Genomic DNA, 16,603 nt, shown 5'->3' with positions numbered 1-16,603 from the left:
AAAAATTGTTTCCGGGATGAATTTTTTCGTCCGATATTTTTTCAAAACTCGTATTTTTCGGACGGACACTAATTAGAAAAAAGATAAACGAATCAATCTCCGTCTGAGTCAAAAAGACTATCATCAAATTAAGATAAAGGCTATTGAGGAAGGCATTCCATATCAAACTTTTATCTCAAGTATCATTCATAAATAGTTGAATGGTTCCCTGTCGCCTAAATCATAGTTTGGAACAGAACCTGTCATAAATTTCAGCAACTAAATGAACCTATGAAACCCCGTATCAAAGGAAAATTTACCTTTCAATCGACCGGCGTCATATTTGTTCTTTCCGCCCTGCTTGAACTGTTCTCGATTAATTCCCCGGTACCGCTTTTCGGAAATGTTCAGGGCGGCATTATCGCCGCTGTCTACCACCTGGTCTATGTCGTGCTTTTTTTCTTTTTGGGTTTTGGTTTATACAAGGCCAGGCCCTGGGCCTGTAAGCTTGTTTTTGCAGCAGCCGGCTTGTATACGCTGGACCGGATGGTTTATGTATTGGACAAAAAGGCGCTGGAGATCTACATGACGGTGTTATTGAACAAATACGGCGTGGCTGTCGGCATCCCGGAAACAGGATTCATCTTAAAGGTTATGGTACTTGCCACGGTTCTGACGGTGGCCTGCTGGTGGGGGTTTGCAGGGTATACGTATCTGCGCCGGCAATACTTTCAACAGACAACCATTGATAATGCCCTGACTGATCCTAAACAAAATTAAAATGGAGGGATAAGGCTTTAAGCGCGGGACCTAAATGGTTGACTTTCCGGCTGCTTGACGTTAGGTTCCCCTCTTAAAATGAACGAAAATCTAAACATAAAAACAATCATTCTGTTTTTCCTCCCGCTTCTTTTCATGATGGAGCTTATCCAGCTGTCCCACTCCATCACCAACGCGTTTATAGCCCGCCTGCCAAATCCGACGGAAGTTTTGGCCGCTTTCAGCATCGCCTTTGCGTTAAACAGCACGGTTACCGGTGTTTCAATGACCAGCATCCAGGTGGGCATTTGCTTTATTACGGACTGGACCTCCCTTATACGGTTGTTCCGATTATTCGTCCTGCTGGTAACGGCAACTTTTTCCATTGTAGAACTGACCTCGCTGACGCCGGTCGGTGATATTGTTTTTGGAGAATGGATGGGCGCCAGTCCTGAGGTTGTCTCTCAAGCCAAGTTGGCTTCAGCGATTATGGGGTTATGGTCATTTCCGATCCTGATCCGGAACTTCTGCTACGCCGTCGTCATGAGGAATCGAAGAACGATCCTGATTACCTACGCCACCACCGTCAGGCTGGTCAGTCTCTTCGCATTCCTGTTTCTTTTTTCCTTCTGGTTCAACGGCGCCATTGTCGGGGCACTGGCCACGGTGTCAGGCATGGTGGTTGAAGCCGTTTACATGATTATCGTCGCCCGGCCGTTTTTCAGGCGTCTGGAAAGGAATATCGCCCAGCCGGCGTCCTACGGGGAGATCTGGCACTTTTCCTGGCCTCTGATGATCAATCAGATCTCTGAAAACGGGGTAATGTTCATTATTAATTTTTTTCTCGGAAACCTGGCAAATCCCGACTTGGCGATCGCGTCTTTCGGCGTTGTGTTCGGCCTTTTAAAGCTCCTCCTTTTTCCCTTTCGCAACCTGGTCCAGGCCACCCAGGCGCTGGTGCAGAAAAGAGAGGACCTCCGGGCGATCCTGCAATTTACCGCCGGGATGGTTCTTTTCTATATCTGTTTAAATTTTTTGATGTTTTATACACCCATGAGAATATTGATCCTGGACAGCCTGATGGGCTTAACCCCTGAATTGAGCGCTTACAGCACGTCCGCGGTGCGGCTTATTTACATCGTTGCCATTTTCTGGGCGACCTCTTCGCTCTCGCGGGGGATGCTGGCGGCCATTCGCAAAACCGGTTTTATCGGGTTGACGGCGGGGGTCCGTCTGGCGGTGCTGGCAGCTTTCGGAGTTGTTCCATTTTTCTTGCCGAATATCAACGGATCCGTTCTGGGTGTTATCGCCATTGCCGGCTCCTTTGCGGCGGAAGCCATGGTCCTTGGTTGGCGTTTCCATGGCCAGACCAAAATGCCCGGGTCGCTGTTTCCTTCTGATTTCACCGGTAATTCTTAAGATTAACGGCGCTTTCCACCGGCAACAATATTTTTTTTAAAGTCCAGACGTTCATCCATTAGGGCTTTTCCGAACAATGGACCGAATCATTCAAAACAATCGATGCGCTGGATTTGAAAGAGGGTGAGGGATTGAACTTGCGCGTTTCCGGCGGGTGCGGGATCACTTCCTGAAGTTTCCCGACCGGATGCGTTCGAGGGCGGTTTCGATGGGTTGCGGATCGATTTGCCGCATGAGGACGCCGATGTACTGGATTTGTCTGCGCCGTGCGCCGTGATTTTTTATTTTGCGTGCGAATGCGATGGCCGTCAGAAGCTCTTCCGGCAGATCCATGGCCTCGAGCTGGCCGGGCGGCAGGGCGACCAATTGTTCGCCCAGGCGCTGCAGTGCCCGGTCTTCATTTTTTTTCTGGGTTCTGCTTTTATATTCCGTATCCATTATCTATTTTCGCAATGTTAGGGTTGATTTTGCAGCCATATTCTTGCAGTATTTACCTTTAATACTGCAAACGGATTGAAATGATCAAGTAATATATCGAGCGGCATTTCCGATAGAACCTATCTCAAAAAAGTCTTTTTGCTCCATATCGGCGTTGAAGCCGCGCATCAAGTCATCGAAATACTCAATTATTCCTGCGGGTTGATGCTTGGCTTCGCCTTGATCTGAAACAAAAATCTTTTTTTTGAGATAGGTTCTATTACGAAAGCGGTGAAAAATGGCACCAGCCAATGGGATCAAACGCGTTAAAAGGGAAAAGCGGCAAAAGGCGGCATACCAGTATCAGAAGGACGGCCGGTATTTTGCCCAGATGGCCGACGGCATAAAAGAAGCCGGTGCAGCGGAACTGGCTGAGCTCGGCGCCGAGGATGTCCGGCCGGAATTCAGCGGAATTTATTTCAGGGCGGATAAACCCACCCTGTATCGCATTAATTATCAGACCCGGCTGCTTTCACGGTGCCTGGCGCCGCTGATATCCTTCGCCTGTCCTGATACCGATACGCTCTACCAGACCGCCAAGCAGATCGAGTGGCAAGACTTTTTTGAGGAAGGCAATACCTTTGCCGTATCAGGGACTGTTTCCGATAGCGCGATTTCGCATTCAAAGTTCGCTGCCCTGCGCCTGAAAGATGCGGTGGCCGACTATTTCAGGGAAAAAACCGGTCGGCGCCCGGATGTGTCGGCAAGAGATCCGGATGTCCTGCTGAACCTTCATATCCGGAACGATACGGCAGTCATAAGCCTCGACACTTCGGGCGGCGCGCTTCACCGCAGAAGATACCGGGAGGAGACCGTTTCGGCGCCGATGCAGGAAACCGTTGCCGCCGCGATTATCCGGTTCAGCGAGTGGGACGGTTCTGTTCCCTTATATGATCCGTTGTGCGGTTCGGGAACCCTTTTGTGCGAAGCGCTCATGCGCTACAGCCATATTCCCGCAGGCGTTTTCAGGGATCAGTTCGGCTTTGAATTTCTGCCCGATTTTAACCGCGTTGCCTGGAATGAAGTAAAAAAAACGGCCGATGGACTCATCCAGGAACTGCCGCAAGGGCTGATTGCAGGCAGTGATGTGTCCGGGGAGGCTGTGGGCGCGGCGCGGACAAACCTGATGGGGCTCCATTACGGAAAAAACGTAAGCGTTGAAAGGGCGGACTTCAGAGATTTGCCCGGCCTTGAAGGGCATGTCATTGTAACCAATCCGCCTTACGGCATCCGGATGGGGGGGGACGAGAATCTGGTAGCCTTTTACAAGGCGCTCGGCGATTTTCTGAAACAGAAATGCAAGGGATCGGCCGCTTTTGTTTTTTTCGGAGAACGGGCGTATATCAAAAACATCGGGCTGAAAGCATCATGGAAAAAACCGATCACGGCCGGCGGGCTCGACGGCCGGCTGGTTAAATACGAGATGTACTGAGGACAGGTTTGGAAATCATGGAACAGACACCCCTCGGGGTATTGAAAACGGTTTTCGGGTTCGAAGGTTTCAGGGAAAAACAGCAGGAGATCATCCAGGCCGTTCTCGACGGCAGGGATGCTTTTGTGTTGATGCCCACGGGAAGCGGGAAATCGATCTGCTACCAGATCCCGTCGATTATCCGAAGCGGCGTCGGCCTGGTGGTGTCCCCCCTTATCGCCCTGATGCAGAACCAGGTTGAGGCCTTGCGGCAAAACGGCGTTCGGGCGGCGTTCCTGAACTCCAGCCAGTCAACCGATGAGTCCAAAAAGATCGAGGACCAGGTGTTAAGCGGGGCGTTTGATATCCTGTACGTTGCCCCTGAACGGCTCCTGACGGAGCGGTTTCAAAATCTTTTGGGGAAATTTCCAATCGCCCTGTTTGCCATTGACGAGGCCCACTGCGTGTCCCAGTGGGGCCATGATTTCCGGCCGGAATACCTCAGGCTGGTGGAGGTGACGGAAAAATATCCGGCTGTGCCGCGGATCGCTCTAACGGCAACCGCTGATGCGGTCACCCGCAGGGATATCGTCGACAAACTGGACCTGCCGGCTGCCATGCAGTTTGTCTCCAGTTTTGACCGCCCCAACATCAGCTACCAGGTCAAACTGAAAACCAACGGGAGAAAACAGCTCTTCGAGTTTATCCGGACCGATCATGTTCCAGAAGCCGGCATCGTTTACACCCGCACCCGCAAAAGGGCGGATGAAACCGCCCAATGGCTCCGGGAAAATGGCGTGAACGCACTGCCATACCACGCCGGCATGGATGCCCAGGACCGGCAGCGCCACCAGCGCCGCTTTCTCATGGAAGATGGTATTGTCATGGTCGCCACCATCGCGTTCGGCATGGGCATTGACAAGCCCGACGTCCGCTTTGTTGCGCACCTGGATCTGCCTTCCAGCATGGAGGCTTACTATCAGGAAACCGGGCGGGCGGGCAGGGATGGACTGCCTGCTGATGCCTGGATGGTCTATTCGCTGGCGGATGTCGTGGCCATGCGGCGGCTTCTGGAAACTTCCGACGGGGATGCGGCATTCAAAAGGGTTCAGCAGCAGAAGCTGGAGGCGCTTTTCGGGTACTGCGAATCAGCGGCCTGCCGGCGCCAGGCCCTGCTCGGATATTTTGGGGAGGCATACCCGGCTGCCTGCGGGAACTGCGATACCTGCCTTCAGGATATAGAAACCTGGGACGGCACGGTTGCCGCCCAGAAGGCCCTGTCCAGCGTTTACCGAACCGGCCAGCGTTTTGGGGCCGCCCACCTCACGGATATTTTGGTGGGGAATTTAACGGACCGTGTTCAGCAGTTCAAACACGATCGGATCAAAACCTTCGGGGTGGGAGATGATCTGCCCCCGGCAGAATGGCGCTCGGTGTTCCGCCAGCTTTTGGCCGGCGGTTTTCTGACGGTGGAAATGGGAAAAATATCCGGTTTCCGGCTCACCGAAAAAAGCGGGCCGGTGCTCAAAGGGATCCAGCCGGTGAAATTTAGAAAAGATCCGCTTCCGGTTAAAATAAAAAAACCCGCCAAGTCCGCTTCGAAAACGGTTTTGGTGTTTGAAAATGAAAGTGAGAGCCGGCTCTTTGAAAAGCTTCGACTCCTGCGGCTTGAGATTGCCAGAGAGCTTGAACTGCCGCCTTTTGTCGTATTTCATGACAAGACCCTAAAGGAGATGGCCATTCTCAAGCCGACGACTCCGGCGGCAATGCTTGAAGTGACCGGTGTGGGGGAACAAAAGCTCCGGAGATATGGAGAGCGCTTTCTCACTGCCGTCAAAGCGGATTTAGAAAAAGCTCTTAACGGCAAAGCAAATCCGCTGTCTGAACAATAACCAAGAAAACGTTTCTAAACAAACAATCCTTTCCATCCGGGAAAAATAGGCAAACAAAGCAATGAACAACAGCAGCTTGGTTTATTCAACTGAAACAGGCCGAATTTGCCCTGAATGCGGCAAGTCGGTTGCCGCATGCTCCTGCAAAACAAACAAGGCTGTTAAAGCCGATAAGCCGCCGACAGGCTATCCCAACGACGGCACCATCAGGATACAACGGGAAGTCAAAGGGCGTAAAGATACGGATTTCCCCCCTTGTCCTATAGGGTTAAAAAAACTTGACTTGCCCGGATTCGTCTTTAATTTAAAAGGACTTGATAAATAAAATTAAAGGAGATGCAAATGCAAAAAGTTGAAAACGGCATGTACGTTAGTGTGGCGTATACCGGTAAATTTGAAAACGGCGAGGTCTTCGACAGCAGCGAAGGATGCCCCCCGCTTGAGTTCCAGACCGGTTCGGGGCAACTGATCAAAGGGTTTGAAGATGCCGTGATGGGTATGTCTGTTAATGAAAAAAAGGAATTCACCCTGGCGCCCGAAGAGGCCTATGGGCTGCGCGATGAAAACCATGTGCGTGAGTTTCCCCGCTCCGAACTTCCCGCCGGCATGGCGCCGAAGGTGGGCGACAACGTCGCTTTTTCCACGCCCGAAGGTCAACAGATACCGGCCAGGCTCATCAAAATGGATGATGAAAACCTGACGTTCGACCTGAACCACCCGCTTGCCGGAGAAACGCTTACATTCAGCATCGAAGTGATGGGCATCAGCGACACACCCACCCAGGAAGCCCATGGCTGCGGATCCGGCTGCGACTGCGGTTCGGGATGCAGCTGTTGACAAAAACACGGAGACGTTTTCCTCCTGCGACCAAAATGAGAACAGCCTTCGTTGACAAGGGCTCGCAGTAAAATACTGCGGCTTCACCCTTGGACGCCTTTCGAAGATCCCGTTCGCTGGGGGATCCGGGGCATTCTCTGCTTTTGCAACAACAGGGTTTACATGGGCGGACGGGGTCAGGGCGACGGGGTTCACTCTTTATTTCGTGCGGTCGCTATTGATTTGCGCTTTTTAAGGATTTTATAGATGGTGTCCCCTCGGCCAACGCATATCACGTAAACGGTAATCTCTTTTTCTTCAACCTCGTAAACCAGCCGGTAGCCTGGGGACCTCAGCTTGATTTTGTAATGGTGTGGGTAGCCCCTGATCCTTGTGCTATCGATGTGAGGATTTTCAAGCCTGCGTCTTAAATGCGCTTTAAACCGATCTTTTATCTCCGGTGCCAGTTTGTGCCATTCTTTCAGGGCGCTCGGCAGGAATTTCAGCTTATAGGTCATCTAAGCCAACCTCAACAGCCTTTTCTTTTTCAGCTTTGCGGCCTTCTATGATTTGGCCAAGCTCGATATCTTCTGTCAGATCCAGCAGCGTTTCATAGGTTTCTGCCGGGATAATATAAGCGGTCGGTTTGTTTCGGTTGAGCAAAGCAATCGCCTCGCCGTGGGCCTCGTCGATGATCGTTTGAGGGTTTTTCTTTAGATCGGTGATGCTGACCGTATAGTCTGCACGGATTTTGGTAAGCATGATATGAGCTCCCTTAAATGATCGTTTAATCGTGCTTTAAATAGTACATTTAAAATGTTTTGTCAAGTATGTATTTTTTGCGTTTCGGTAGACTGAATAGAATCAAAGCAACAGAATAATCCAGGAAACATTCTATTGAAATATTGATAAAGGGAAAAACCCGTTACAGAGGCTTGGAAGCAAATGTCTCCAAGTGAAGGCTGGCCTGCCAAGTGAAGTTTGAAAGGGGGGAATGCGTTTAGCCCGGCTTTGCTTTCAGCTGCCACGAAGCGGTTTCCTTTCTCAACTCCGTTTCGAACGAAGGCTGGTCGGGGCGAGAGGATTTGAATGCGCCTCGGGCGCACAAGCCTCCTTGGAGGGTTGCTTTAACCTGTGATAGGCAGAACTATAAGATGGTCGGGGCGAGAGGATTTGAACCTCCGACTTCCTGCTCCCAAAGCAGGCGCGCTACCAGGTTGCGCCACGCCCCGATATTCACAAAACGATCGCGATGTGTCCCTATCACGCTTTCGGACTTCTTGCAAGATGATATCCGCTAAAAACCGGGCGCAAGGCGCACGGCACAAGGCGCACGGAAAAATATTCCCTTTTTCCCCTGAGCCGTAGACCATGTTTTTATTTCTTATCACTTCCCAGCCTCCCAGCTTCATAGCCTTCTCGCCTATTCCGATTTCTTTAAAAAAACAATGATGGCGTTGCTTATTTTTTCGGCAACAAGGGCCATCATTTCCGGGTCCGTCAACATTTTTTCTTCCACAGGGTTGGTCAGATATCCGGGCTCAATCAGCACTGCGGGCATGTCTGCGCCCCTCAGCACCATCAGCGGTGCAGCCTGAACGCCGCCCTGTTTGGAAGTGGCCGGATGAATTAAATATTGGTGCATCAGTCGGGCCAGCTCCTGGCTCGATTTTAGATGTCTGGATTGAATGGTGTCCCAGGGAACGGCGCTGTCAATTCCGTCCGGTGGTTTTGCTGCTGCGATTTTCGATGCGGGCGTGCGATCGGACGCCTCTCGGAAGAAGAAAACAGATACCCCGGTCTGCTGGTGCAGAAAACCGGCACCGGTGTGCAGGCTGACGAACAAATCGGCCCCGGCTTTATTGGCGACAGCCGTTCTTTCAGGTAAATCGAGCCAGTAGTCATCCGTCCGTGTCAGAATAACCCGGAAGTGGTCTTTCAGGCCGGCTGCGATTTTGCGGGCCAGGTTTAAAGAAACCATTTTTTCCAGCGTGCCGCCGGGTCCCTTGGCGCCGGTTTCATGCCCGCCATGTCCGGGGTCTAAAACGATTGTTTTCGGTAAAGCGCCCAAAACAAATTCTTCGGCGCTCCCCTGGGCAGGACGCAAAATTAGAATAAAAAAAATAGACAGAATAACGCCAAAAGACCTGCTCATAAGGATACCGATGGGGCCTCTATCTTCACATCTGGTTTTACGGCCGAATCCGGCCGGGGCTGATGATGTGCAACATGCTGTCATAACAGGTGCTTTCCTCATTTTTGCTTGACATTTTGGGCATTTAATATTATTTTGCCTGTTCATGTTTTTAAATTTATTTAGTTTGGCCAGAAAGTCAAGTTCCCATACTGAATTTGTCCACCTATAATATGCCAAGCAATGATTTTAAACAACCTCTGATTAGACCGGAATCATCTTTGCGAGAGTGGCGGAATTGGTAGACGCACTGGACTTAGGATCCAGCTCTGGAGACAGAGTGGGAGTTCAAGTCTCCCCTCTCGCACCAAAAACGAGATAATTATAATAAAATCGATTATTTTAGAAAGGAACCACATGTCAGTTACGATTGAAGACCTGAGCAGTGTAAAAAAAATACTGCACATTGAAGTCCCTGTCGCCGCAGCGGCCGAGGAGATTGAAAAAGCGTATTCAGAGCTTAAAAAAACGGCAAAAATCAAGGGATTCCGTCCCGGCAAGACGCCCCGGGGAGTCTTGGAACGGCTATATAAGAAGGACGTGCAGGCGGACGTGACATCCCGCCTGATACAGGAGTCTTTTTTTAATGCCGTCAAGGAAACCGAGCTGAAGATCGTGGGCAGCCCCCAGATAGACCCGCCGCCGCTGGATCTCAACAGCCCTTACAAGTATGCCGCAACGGTTGAAGTGAAACCGGAGATAGGCCGGATCGAATTCAAAGAACTGCCGCTGAAAAAAACACGATACCAGGTGGCCGACAAGGATGTGGATAACCAGATTCAAATGCTCCGCAAAAATCTGGCCCAACTGCAAAAAATCGAAGATCCGCGGTCTGCTCAGGAAGGTGATTTTGTCCTGATAGATTATGAAGGGTTAAAGGAGGGGAAGCCCTTTGCCGAAACCGGGCTGACTGAGAACTTCACCATGAAGATCGGGGCCGGCAGCATCAGCAAAGCGTTTGATGAACAGCTCGTGGGGATGAAGCCGGGTGATGAAAAGGAAGCTAAAGTCAAGTTTCCGGAGGATCATTTTAATAAAAGTCTGGCAAACCAGGAAATCGATTTTCAGGTGACGCTGAAGGAGATCCGGGAAGAGGTGCTGCCGGAAGTGGATGACGCCTTTGCCAAAAAACTGGGTAAATATGAGAACCTGGACGAACTAAAGGCCGCCATTATTGAGAATCTGAAGCAGGGCTATGAAAAACGGGTGGAGCAGGAACTCAATGAGCAGGCTTTTTCCGCACTGATCGAAAAGAAGGATTTTGAAGTTCCGGAGGTTATGGTTGAATATGAACTCGAGAATATTATTGCCGAGGCAGAGCGTTCATTTGCCTATCACAACATGTCCATGGAAAATCTGGGGCTGACCCGTGAGAAGCTCAAGGAAAGATATCAGGATACCGCTGTCAAGCAGGTCAAGCGGCACCTGATTTTAAGCCAGATCATCGAACAGGAAAATATGACCCTTTCCGATGAAGAGCGGGAAAAGGGGTACCAGAATATGGCCGCCAGTTTGAATCAGACGGCTGAGGCTATCAAGGGCTATTATCAGAAAAACAAGGAGAATCTTGAATTTTTCGAGCAGGCCTTACTTGAAAAACAGGCGATCAAACTTATTATTGAAAGTAGTAAGACTGAAGAGGTTGACCCTGAATCTGAATCAGAAAAGAAACCCGATGAAAAAAAATAATGGCCGGGATTGCATCATTAAAAACGCCATGGATCAAACAGTTTTAAAAAGGAGACTATTTTGCCACTGATACCCATTGTAATCGAGCAGAGCAGCAGAGGGGAGCGCGCTTATGACATTTATTCCAGGCTTCTCAAGGACCGGATTATCTTCCTGGGAACCGCCATGAATGATGAGGTGGCCAACCTGTTGATCGCCCAGCTCCTCTTTTTGGAATCCGAGGACCCGGACAAAGACATCAATTTTTATATCAATTCGCCGGGCGGCATTGTGACTGCCGGTCTGGCCGTGTATGATACGATGCAGTACATTAAACCGGATATCGCCACGGTCTGCCTGGGGCAGGCGGCCAGCATGGGGGCCGTATTGCTGGCGGCCGGCGCCGCCGGCAAGCGTTATTCTCTGCCCAACGCCCGGATACTGATCCACCAGCCCATGGGCGGGTTTCAGGGTCAGGCCTCGGACATCGCCATCCAGGCCCGGGAAATTCTCCGGATGAAGGAAACCTTGAATGCGATCCTGGCGCGCCATACCGGCAAGGATTTAAACCAGCTTCAAACAGATACGGACCGGGATTATTTCATGTCGGCTCAAGAGGCCAAGGAATACGGAATTATTGATCACGTGATCGTCAATAGAGACGATCTTGAACGCTTAGATAAAACGGAGGCAAAAAATGGCTAAAAAAGGGGACGAAGGCGATAACCTTTTCTGCTCTTTTTGCGGTAAAAATCAAAAAGAGGTTAAAAAGCTGATTGCCGGACCGGCCGTCTATATCTGCGACGAGTGTATCCAGCTTTGCGGTGAAATTGTTGAAGAGGAAAGCCAAAAAGGCCCGGGGGAATTTGAGCATGCCCTGATCCCTAAGGAAATCAAGTCCATGCTGGACGAATATGTGATTGAACAGGATCGGGCCAAAAAAATTCTTTCGGTCGCCGTTCATAACCATTACAAGCGGCTGGATTCTTCCGTCAGCACCGGCGACGTGGAACTTCAAAAGAGCAATATTCTCCTGATCGGACCCACCGGCAGCGGCAAGACGCTGCTGGCCCAGACCCTTGCCAGGTTTTTGAATGTGCCGTTTACCATTGCGGATGCCACCAGCCTCACCGAAGCCGGCTACGTGGGAGAAGACGTTGAAAATATTATTCTTTCACTGTTGCAGAAAGCCGATTATGATGTTGAAAGGGCAAAAAGGGGAATTGTTTACATCGATGAAATTGATAAAATCGCCAGTAAGTCCGACAACCCCTCGATTACCCGGGATGTGTCCGGGGAAGGCGTCCAGCAGGCCCTCTTGAAGATCATCGAAGGAACCACCGCCAGTGTGCCGCCCAAAGGCGGGCGCAAGCATCCCCAGCAGGATTTTGTCAAGGTCGACACCTCCAACATTTTGTTTATCTGCGGCGGGACGTTTACCGGCCTTGAAGAGATCATCAAGCGCCGGATGGGGTCCAAAGCCATGGGGTTCGGCGCTAAAATCGTCAAGAAAAGCGAGAGCAGTATCGGCGAAACTTTAAAACTGGTTCAGCCCGAAGACCTGGTGAAATTCGGCATGATACCGGAGTTTTTGGGTCGTTTGCCGGTTATCGCCACTTTGGCTGAATTAAACGAGGGGGCTCTGATTCGGATTCTCTCGGAGCCGAAAAATGCCCTGGTCAAGCAGTTTAAGAAATTGTTTGAAATAGAAGGGGTCAACCTGAGGTTTACCGACAGTGCGCTTTCCGCCATCGCCAGAGAAGCCCTGAAACGCAACTCCGGCGCCCGGGGGCTGCGGGCAATTCTGGAAACCTGCATGCTGGACATCATGTATGAAATTCCATCCATCAAGAGCGTTAAGGAATGTGTCATCGGAGAAGATGTGGTGCTGAACAAGGAAACCCCGATTTTACTGTATGAGCAAACCCAGAAACAGGCATGACATAAACGAGGATGATGTTCCGGACGAAAATATCGATTTTGGTGCGGAACATCCACCCGAACGAAAATAAAGTGTGATAAAAATGATAAATATGCCCAAGATCTTAAAGCCTGACGGTCCGGAATCCGCCAGACTGTTGTACCCCCTGCTGCCGCTGAGGGATATCGTGGTTTTTCCCCACATGGTGGCCCCGCTGTTTGTCGGGCGCGATAAATCCGTCAATGCCCTGGCCGATGCGATGAACAACGATAAGAGCGTGTTCCTTGCAACCCAGAAGAAAGCAAAGGTTGATAACCCTTCCGAAAAAGATATCAGCATGGTCGGCACGATCGGCAACGTGCTGCAGCTGCTCAAGCTGCCGGACGGCACTGTCAAGGCCCTGGTTGAGGGTAAGTCAAGGGCCAGGATTGTCCGGTTTGTACCGAACAGTGAATTTTTTCAGGTTGAGGTCGAGCCGGTCATTGAATCGGAAATGTCGGCGGCGGAAGGCGTGGCCCTTTCCCGGGCCATCCTGAAAAGCTTTGAAGAATACAGCAAGCTGAACAAAAATATATCAAAAGATCTGATCCGGAACGTTTCCGCCATTTCGGATGCTTCTCAGCTGGCGGACACCATCGCCGCCCAGTTTTCATTTAAAATTGAAGACAAACAGCGCTTGCTGGAAACGGTGCCGCTGGACGAACGGCTTTCGCTCCTCCTGACCCTGATGAAGATGGAAATTGATATTTTCAGGATGGACCAGCGCATCCGGGAGCGGGTCAAAGAACAGATGGAAAAAACCCAGCGCCAGTACTATCTCAATGAACAGATGCGGGCCATTAAGAAGGAAATGGGGGCGGATGAAGAAGCCGGCGACGAGCTCAAAGAGCTTGAAGAGCGCATCAATCAGAAAAAGATGTCGGAAGAGGCCACCGAAAAGGTCAAGCAGGAACTCAAAAAGCTCAAGCTGATGACCCCCATGTCGGCGGAAGCAACCGTGGTGCGAAACTACATTGACTGGCTGATCAGTCTGCCCTGGCTGGAGATGAGCGAGGTCAGTGGCAATATCGATGCGGCCGAAAAGATCCTGGACGAAGATCATTACGGCCTTGAAAAACCAAAAGAGCGCATCCTCGAATATCTGGCCGTGCAGACACTCATTAATAAAGTACGGGGGCCGATTCTCTGCTTTGTGGGGCCGCCGGGGGTGGGTAAAACCTCCCTGGCCAAGTCCATATCCCGGGCCACCGGCCGGAAATTCGTACGGCTTTCCCTGGGAGGCGTTCGGGATGAGGCCGAAATCCGGGGGCACCGGCGCACCTACATCGGTGCGATGCCGGGCAAAATCATCCAGTCCCTGAAAAAGGCCGGGGTGAACAATCCCGTGTTCTGTCTGGACGAGGTCGACAAAATGAGCATGGATTTCCGGGGCGATCCATCGGCGGCGCTGCTGGAAGTGCTGGACCCGGAACAGAACAACAGCTTTAACGATCATTACCTCGACGTTGATTATGATCTTTCGGACATTTTGTTTGTCACAACCGCCAACACGCTGCCGGACATACCGCTGCCGCTTCAGGACCGCATGGAGGTCATCCGGCTGCCGGGGTACACGGAGTTTGAGAAATACCATATCGCCCGGGGTTTCCTGGTCCGCAAGCAGATTAAGATGAACGGTCTGGAAGGCAAGAATGTCGAATTTTCCAAAAATGCAATTTTAACCATTATTCAGCGCTATACCCGGGAAGCCGGTGTTCGCAACCTGGAACGGGAGATCTCTTCCATCTGTCGCAAGATTGCCCGGGAGGTTCTCAAAAACAAAGAAACGGATGCGTTTACGGTTACCGCCCGGTCGATAGCCAAATACCTGGGGCCACCGCGGTTCCGTTACGGGCAGATTGAGGAAAAAGACCAGATCGGGATGGTGACCGGGCTTGCCTGGACACAGGTGGGCGGCGAGCTTCTTTGCGTTGAAACCCTGGTAATGCCCGGAAAAGGGGAACTGAACGTGACCGGCAAACTGGGGGACGTCATGAAGGAGTCGGCTCGGGCCGCTTTGAGTTATGTGCGGTCGCGATCCGACTGTTTTTCCATCGATGAAAAGTTTTATAGAAAAAATGATCTGCACATTCACATCCCGGAGGGGGCCATCCCCAAAGACGGTCCTTCGGCCGGAATTTCCATGTGCACCTCCCTTGTGTCGGCCATCACCAAACGTCCGGTCTATCGCGACACGGCCATGACAGGGGAGATCACCTTGCGGGGGCGGGTACTGCCCATCGGCGGTTTAAAGGAAAAAATTCTGGCGGCTCACCGCGGCGGCATCAAAAAGGTCATTATTCCCAAAGAAAACGAAAAAGACCTCAAAGACATTCCGGCCTCGATAACCAAGCAGGTGGAGATCATCCCGGTGGAGCATATGGATGAAGTGCTGTCCCATGCGTTGATCCTGGCGGAAGGGGAATGTCTCTTCAAGAAAGCCGATATTCCAATAGAAATAGCTGTGGATGAGGTCCCGCAGCAGCCGTCGATAAACTAAGGATCACCTAAAAGTCGGTGATCCTGTTAGGGTTCAAAGATTCCAGGGTTCAAGTGAAATGCAAATAGGTTATCAAGCTGGGTGCTGGAAAGTTTTAAGAAAAGTTTAGGTTGAGGCTAAGGTGGAAGGATTAAATCTTAACCTGAACTTAAAGTGCTTTTATGATAGCATCCGGGCAAAAAGCGGAGCGTTACCGAACCATGATCCCTTGGCCCCTCGAATCCTGGAACCCTTTGTTTCAATTAATTGTAAGAAGAACCCGAAAAATACACTTGACTTTATAAAGTTGAATTGGTACTCACATCATTCTCGAAGGGCTGTCTGCTGGCAGTTCAGTTGCAATGGGCGGGTAGCTCAGCTGGGAGAGCATCGGCCTTACAAGCCGAGGGTCACAGGTTCAAACCCTGTTCCGCCTACCATAAAACAGCCCGAAGCTGGCTACTTGTGGGCCAGCAGGTAACGGTAAAACAAAATGTTTTTCGGGGTTGTAGTTCAGTTTGGTTAGAACGTCCCGCCAGTGAAGGCGGGAAGGTCGCGAGATAGAGACCAGCCTCATTGATAAAGTATAAATTTCGGGGGTGTAGTTCAGTTTGGTTAGAACGCCGGCCTGTCACGCCGGAGGTCGCGGGTTCGAGTCCCGTCGCTCCCGCCAAACAACAGCGAGCCTGTTGCATACGAGAAATCGGTGTGACAGGCTCTTCTAATTTATGCCCCATTACGTCTACATACTCCAATCCGAAGTAGATGGAACTTATTACGTCGGATCAACGCAAAATATAGAAGCTCGCATCGCCAGGCATAATCAGGGTCGATCCAGATACACCAAATCAAAACAGCCCTGGCAGTTAGTCTATTCGTAAGCGTCCTATTAACCGCTCTTATAGTGAAGGGATGCCGGCGGCTTCTCGATCAATATTGCCGGGCAGCAGCCGGCCGTAGTCTTTTTCATCTGTGACGGGCAGTTGTTCAAAAACGTATTTCAGGTAGGTATAGGGTTCGAGGCCATTCGCCTTGGCGGTTTCGATCAGACTGAAAAATGTCGCACTGGCCTCGGCCCCTCTTGGATGCCCGGCAAAGAGCCAGTTTTTACGTCCCACAACAAAGGGGCGCAAAGCATTTTCAGCGGCATTGTTGTCCGGTTTTAAAAGACCGTCTTCAACATATACGATCAGCCGGGGCCAGTTACCCAGCGTGTAGCAATTGCTTCTCCCAATAAGGACTTGGGTGGTACCAACGGCGACTTTTCGTCCAGCCACTTTTTGAACTGATTTAATACCGGCACGGCTTCACTCTGGCGTAATTGCCTGATTTGGTCCGGCTCCAGTTTTTGTTCGCGGGCCTGTTTTTCAAGCCGATAAAGCTGCCCGATAAATTCCAGGGCGTCATCGGCCAGACTTTTGGGATTTTTACGATTCGAGCGGATCTTTTTCTTGACCTTGATGACCGCAAAGAATTTCCGGCGGGCATGCGCCCAGCATCCCATCAGGCGGATGTGCGGCTTGCCTTCCAGACGATTATAGCCGGCAAA

Annotated in this window: 15 protein-coding genes, 4 tRNA genes and 1 pseudogene; 12 read left to right on the top strand and 8 right to left on the bottom strand. The window is 50.9% G+C overall.

The annotated features are described in order from the left end of the window. Nucleotides 1-270 precede the first annotated feature (270 nt). Both P1P89_18275 and P1P89_18270 read left to right on the top strand, forming a co-directional pair. Nucleotides 271-759, top strand: coding sequence for a hypothetical protein (locus P1P89_18275; GenBank protein ID MDF1593460.1), 489 nt, complete (start codon nt 271-273; stop codon nt 757-759). 78 nt (nt 760-837) lie between these two features. Further along, nucleotides 838-2,157, top strand: coding sequence for a hypothetical protein (locus P1P89_18270; GenBank protein MDF1593459.1), 1,320 nt, complete (start codon nt 838-840; stop codon nt 2,155-2,157). Between the two features lie 162 nt (nt 2,158-2,319). Here P1P89_18270 and yjgA read toward each other — a convergent pair whose 3' ends face one another. Together yjgA and P1P89_18260 are read right to left on the bottom strand one after the other, a co-directional pair. Then, a complete protein-coding gene (gene yjgA / locus P1P89_18265) occupies nt 2,320-2,595 on the bottom strand; it encodes a ribosome biogenesis factor YjgA (protein MDF1593458.1) in 276 nt (91 codons plus the stop codon). Between the two features lie 84 nt (nt 2,596-2,679). After that, nucleotides 2,680-2,886 (bottom strand): hypothetical protein, encoded by a 207-nt coding sequence (locus P1P89_18260; protein MDF1593457.1) that lies wholly within the window; start codon nt 2,884-2,886, stop codon nt 2,680-2,682. Here P1P89_18260 and P1P89_18255 point away from each other — a divergent pair. The 3 genes from P1P89_18255 (at nt 2,873) to P1P89_18245 (ending at nt 6,774) form a co-directional block, all read left to right on the top strand. Then, nucleotides 2,873-4,066: a class I SAM-dependent RNA methyltransferase gene (locus tag P1P89_18255; protein MDF1593456.1), complete on the top strand. Its 1,194-nt coding sequence runs from the start codon at nt 2,873-2,875 to the stop codon at nt 4,064-4,066. The two genes, P1P89_18260 and P1P89_18255, sit on opposite strands and share 14 nt — an antisense overlap. 17 nt (nt 4,067-4,083) lie before the next feature. Then, nucleotides 4,084-5,937 carry a DNA helicase RecQ gene (gene recQ, locus P1P89_18250; protein MDF1593455.1) on the top strand — a complete coding sequence of 618 codons (1,854 nt, stop codon included), beginning with the start codon at nt 4,084-4,086 and terminating at the stop codon, nt 5,935-5,937. Between the two features lie 342 nt (nt 5,938-6,279). Then, a complete protein-coding gene (locus P1P89_18245) occupies nt 6,280-6,774 on the top strand; it encodes a peptidylprolyl isomerase (protein MDF1593454.1) in 495 nt (164 codons plus the stop codon). Nucleotides 6,775-6,965: 191 nt separating this feature from the next. Here P1P89_18245 and P1P89_18240 read toward each other — a convergent pair whose 3' ends face one another. From P1P89_18240 to P1P89_18225, 4 genes are all read right to left on the bottom strand, one after another. Beyond that, nucleotides 6,966-7,271 carry a type II toxin-antitoxin system RelE/ParE family toxin gene (locus tag P1P89_18240; protein ID MDF1593453.1) on the bottom strand — a complete coding sequence of 102 codons (306 nt, stop codon included), beginning with the start codon at nt 7,269-7,271 and terminating at the stop codon, nt 6,966-6,968. Next, nucleotides 7,261-7,515, bottom strand: coding sequence for a type II toxin-antitoxin system prevent-host-death family antitoxin (locus P1P89_18235; protein MDF1593452.1), 255 nt, complete (start codon nt 7,513-7,515; stop codon nt 7,261-7,263). Before P1P89_18235 ends, P1P89_18240 begins: the two co-directional genes overlap by 11 nt. A gap of 393 nt (nt 7,516-7,908) precedes the next feature. Next, nucleotides 7,909-7,985: transfer RNA gene (locus P1P89_18230), tRNA-Pro, on the bottom strand. 191 nt (nt 7,986-8,176) lie between these two features. Continuing rightward, a complete protein-coding gene (locus P1P89_18225) occupies nt 8,177-8,992 on the bottom strand; it encodes an N-acetylmuramoyl-L-alanine amidase (GenBank protein MDF1593451.1) in 816 nt (271 codons plus the stop codon). A 178-nt stretch (nt 8,993-9,170) separates the two neighbouring features. Here P1P89_18225 and P1P89_18220 point away from each other — a divergent pair. From P1P89_18220 to P1P89_18190, 7 genes are all read left to right on the top strand, one after another. Next, nucleotides 9,171-9,257: transfer RNA gene (locus tag P1P89_18220), tRNA-Leu, on the top strand. Between the two features lie 47 nt (nt 9,258-9,304). Then, nucleotides 9,305-10,636 carry a trigger factor gene (gene tig / locus P1P89_18215; protein ID MDF1593450.1) on the top strand — a complete coding sequence of 444 codons (1,332 nt, stop codon included), beginning with the start codon at nt 9,305-9,307 and terminating at the stop codon, nt 10,634-10,636. A gap of 60 nt (nt 10,637-10,696) precedes the next feature. Then, nucleotides 10,697-11,320, top strand: coding sequence for an ATP-dependent Clp endopeptidase proteolytic subunit ClpP (gene clpP, locus P1P89_18210; GenBank protein ID MDF1593449.1), 624 nt, complete (start codon nt 10,697-10,699; stop codon nt 11,318-11,320). Further along, nucleotides 11,313-12,557 carry an ATP-dependent Clp protease ATP-binding subunit ClpX gene (clpX, locus tag P1P89_18205; GenBank protein MDF1593448.1) on the top strand — a complete coding sequence of 415 codons (1,245 nt, stop codon included), beginning with the start codon at nt 11,313-11,315 and terminating at the stop codon, nt 12,555-12,557. The genes clpP and clpX overlap by 8 nt, the downstream gene beginning before the upstream one ends. An 82-nt stretch (nt 12,558-12,639) precedes the next feature. Further along, on the top strand, nt 12,640-15,075 hold the full coding sequence (lon, locus tag P1P89_18200) for an endopeptidase La (protein MDF1593447.1): 2,436 nt from the start codon (nt 12,640-12,642) through the stop codon (nt 15,073-15,075). A gap of 343 nt (nt 15,076-15,418) precedes the next feature. Further along, a tRNA-Val gene (locus tag P1P89_18195) sits at nt 15,419-15,494 on the top strand. Between the two features lie 155 nt (nt 15,495-15,649). Further along, a tRNA-Asp gene (locus P1P89_18190) sits at nt 15,650-15,727 on the top strand. 226 nt (nt 15,728-15,953) lie between these two features. Here P1P89_18190 and P1P89_18185 read toward each other — a convergent pair. Both P1P89_18185 and P1P89_18180 read right to left on the bottom strand, forming a co-directional pair. Next, entirely contained in the window at nt 15,954-16,172 is a 219-nt protein-coding gene (locus P1P89_18185) for a transposase domain-containing protein (GenBank protein ID MDF1593446.1), read from the bottom strand. A 9-nt stretch (nt 16,173-16,181) separates the two neighbouring features. Continuing rightward, nucleotides 16,182-16,558: pseudogene (locus P1P89_18180) on the bottom strand (transposase). Nucleotides 16,559-16,603 lie beyond the last annotated feature (45 nt).

The sequence above is a fragment of the Desulfobacterales bacterium genome, assembly GCA_029211065.1.
GTDB lineage: Bacteria > Desulfobacterota > Desulfobacteria > Desulfobacterales > JARGFK01 > JARGFK01.
The sequence above is the reverse complement of the archived record's forward strand: the minus strand, read 5'-3'. Positions and strand labels throughout refer to the sequence as shown.

Coding starts and splice junctions, on each gene's coding strand:
- lon (MDF1593447.1), top strand. CDS start 12,640: ATGATAAATATGCCCAAGATCTTAAAGCCTGACGGTCCGGAATCCGCC.
- P1P89_18240 (MDF1593453.1), bottom strand. CDS start 7,271: ATGACCTATAAGCTGAAATTCCTGCCGAGCGCCCTGAAAGAATGGCAC.
- clpX (MDF1593448.1), top strand. CDS start 11,313: ATGGCTAAAAAAGGGGACGAAGGCGATAACCTTTTCTGCTCTTTTTGC.
- yjgA (MDF1593458.1), bottom strand. CDS start 2,595: ATGGATACGGAATATAAAAGCAGAACCCAGAAAAAAAATGAAGACCGG.
- P1P89_18235 (MDF1593452.1), bottom strand. CDS start 7,515: ATGCTTACCAAAATCCGTGCAGACTATACGGTCAGCATCACCGATCTA.
- P1P89_18245 (MDF1593454.1), top strand. CDS start 6,280: ATGCAAAAAGTTGAAAACGGCATGTACGTTAGTGTGGCGTATACCGGT.
- P1P89_18270 (MDF1593459.1), top strand. CDS start 838: ATGAACGAAAATCTAAACATAAAAACAATCATTCTGTTTTTCCTCCCG.
- tig (MDF1593450.1), top strand. CDS start 9,305: ATGTCAGTTACGATTGAAGACCTGAGCAGTGTAAAAAAAATACTGCAC.
- P1P89_18255 (MDF1593456.1), top strand. CDS start 2,873: ATGGCACCAGCCAATGGGATCAAACGCGTTAAAAGGGAAAAGCGGCAA.
- P1P89_18275 (MDF1593460.1), top strand. CDS start 271: ATGAAACCCCGTATCAAAGGAAAATTTACCTTTCAATCGACCGGCGTC.
- recQ (MDF1593455.1), top strand. CDS start 4,084: ATGGAACAGACACCCCTCGGGGTATTGAAAACGGTTTTCGGGTTCGAA.
- P1P89_18225 (MDF1593451.1), bottom strand. CDS start 8,992: ATGACAGCATGTTGCACATCATCAGCCCCGGCCGGATTCGGCCGTAAA.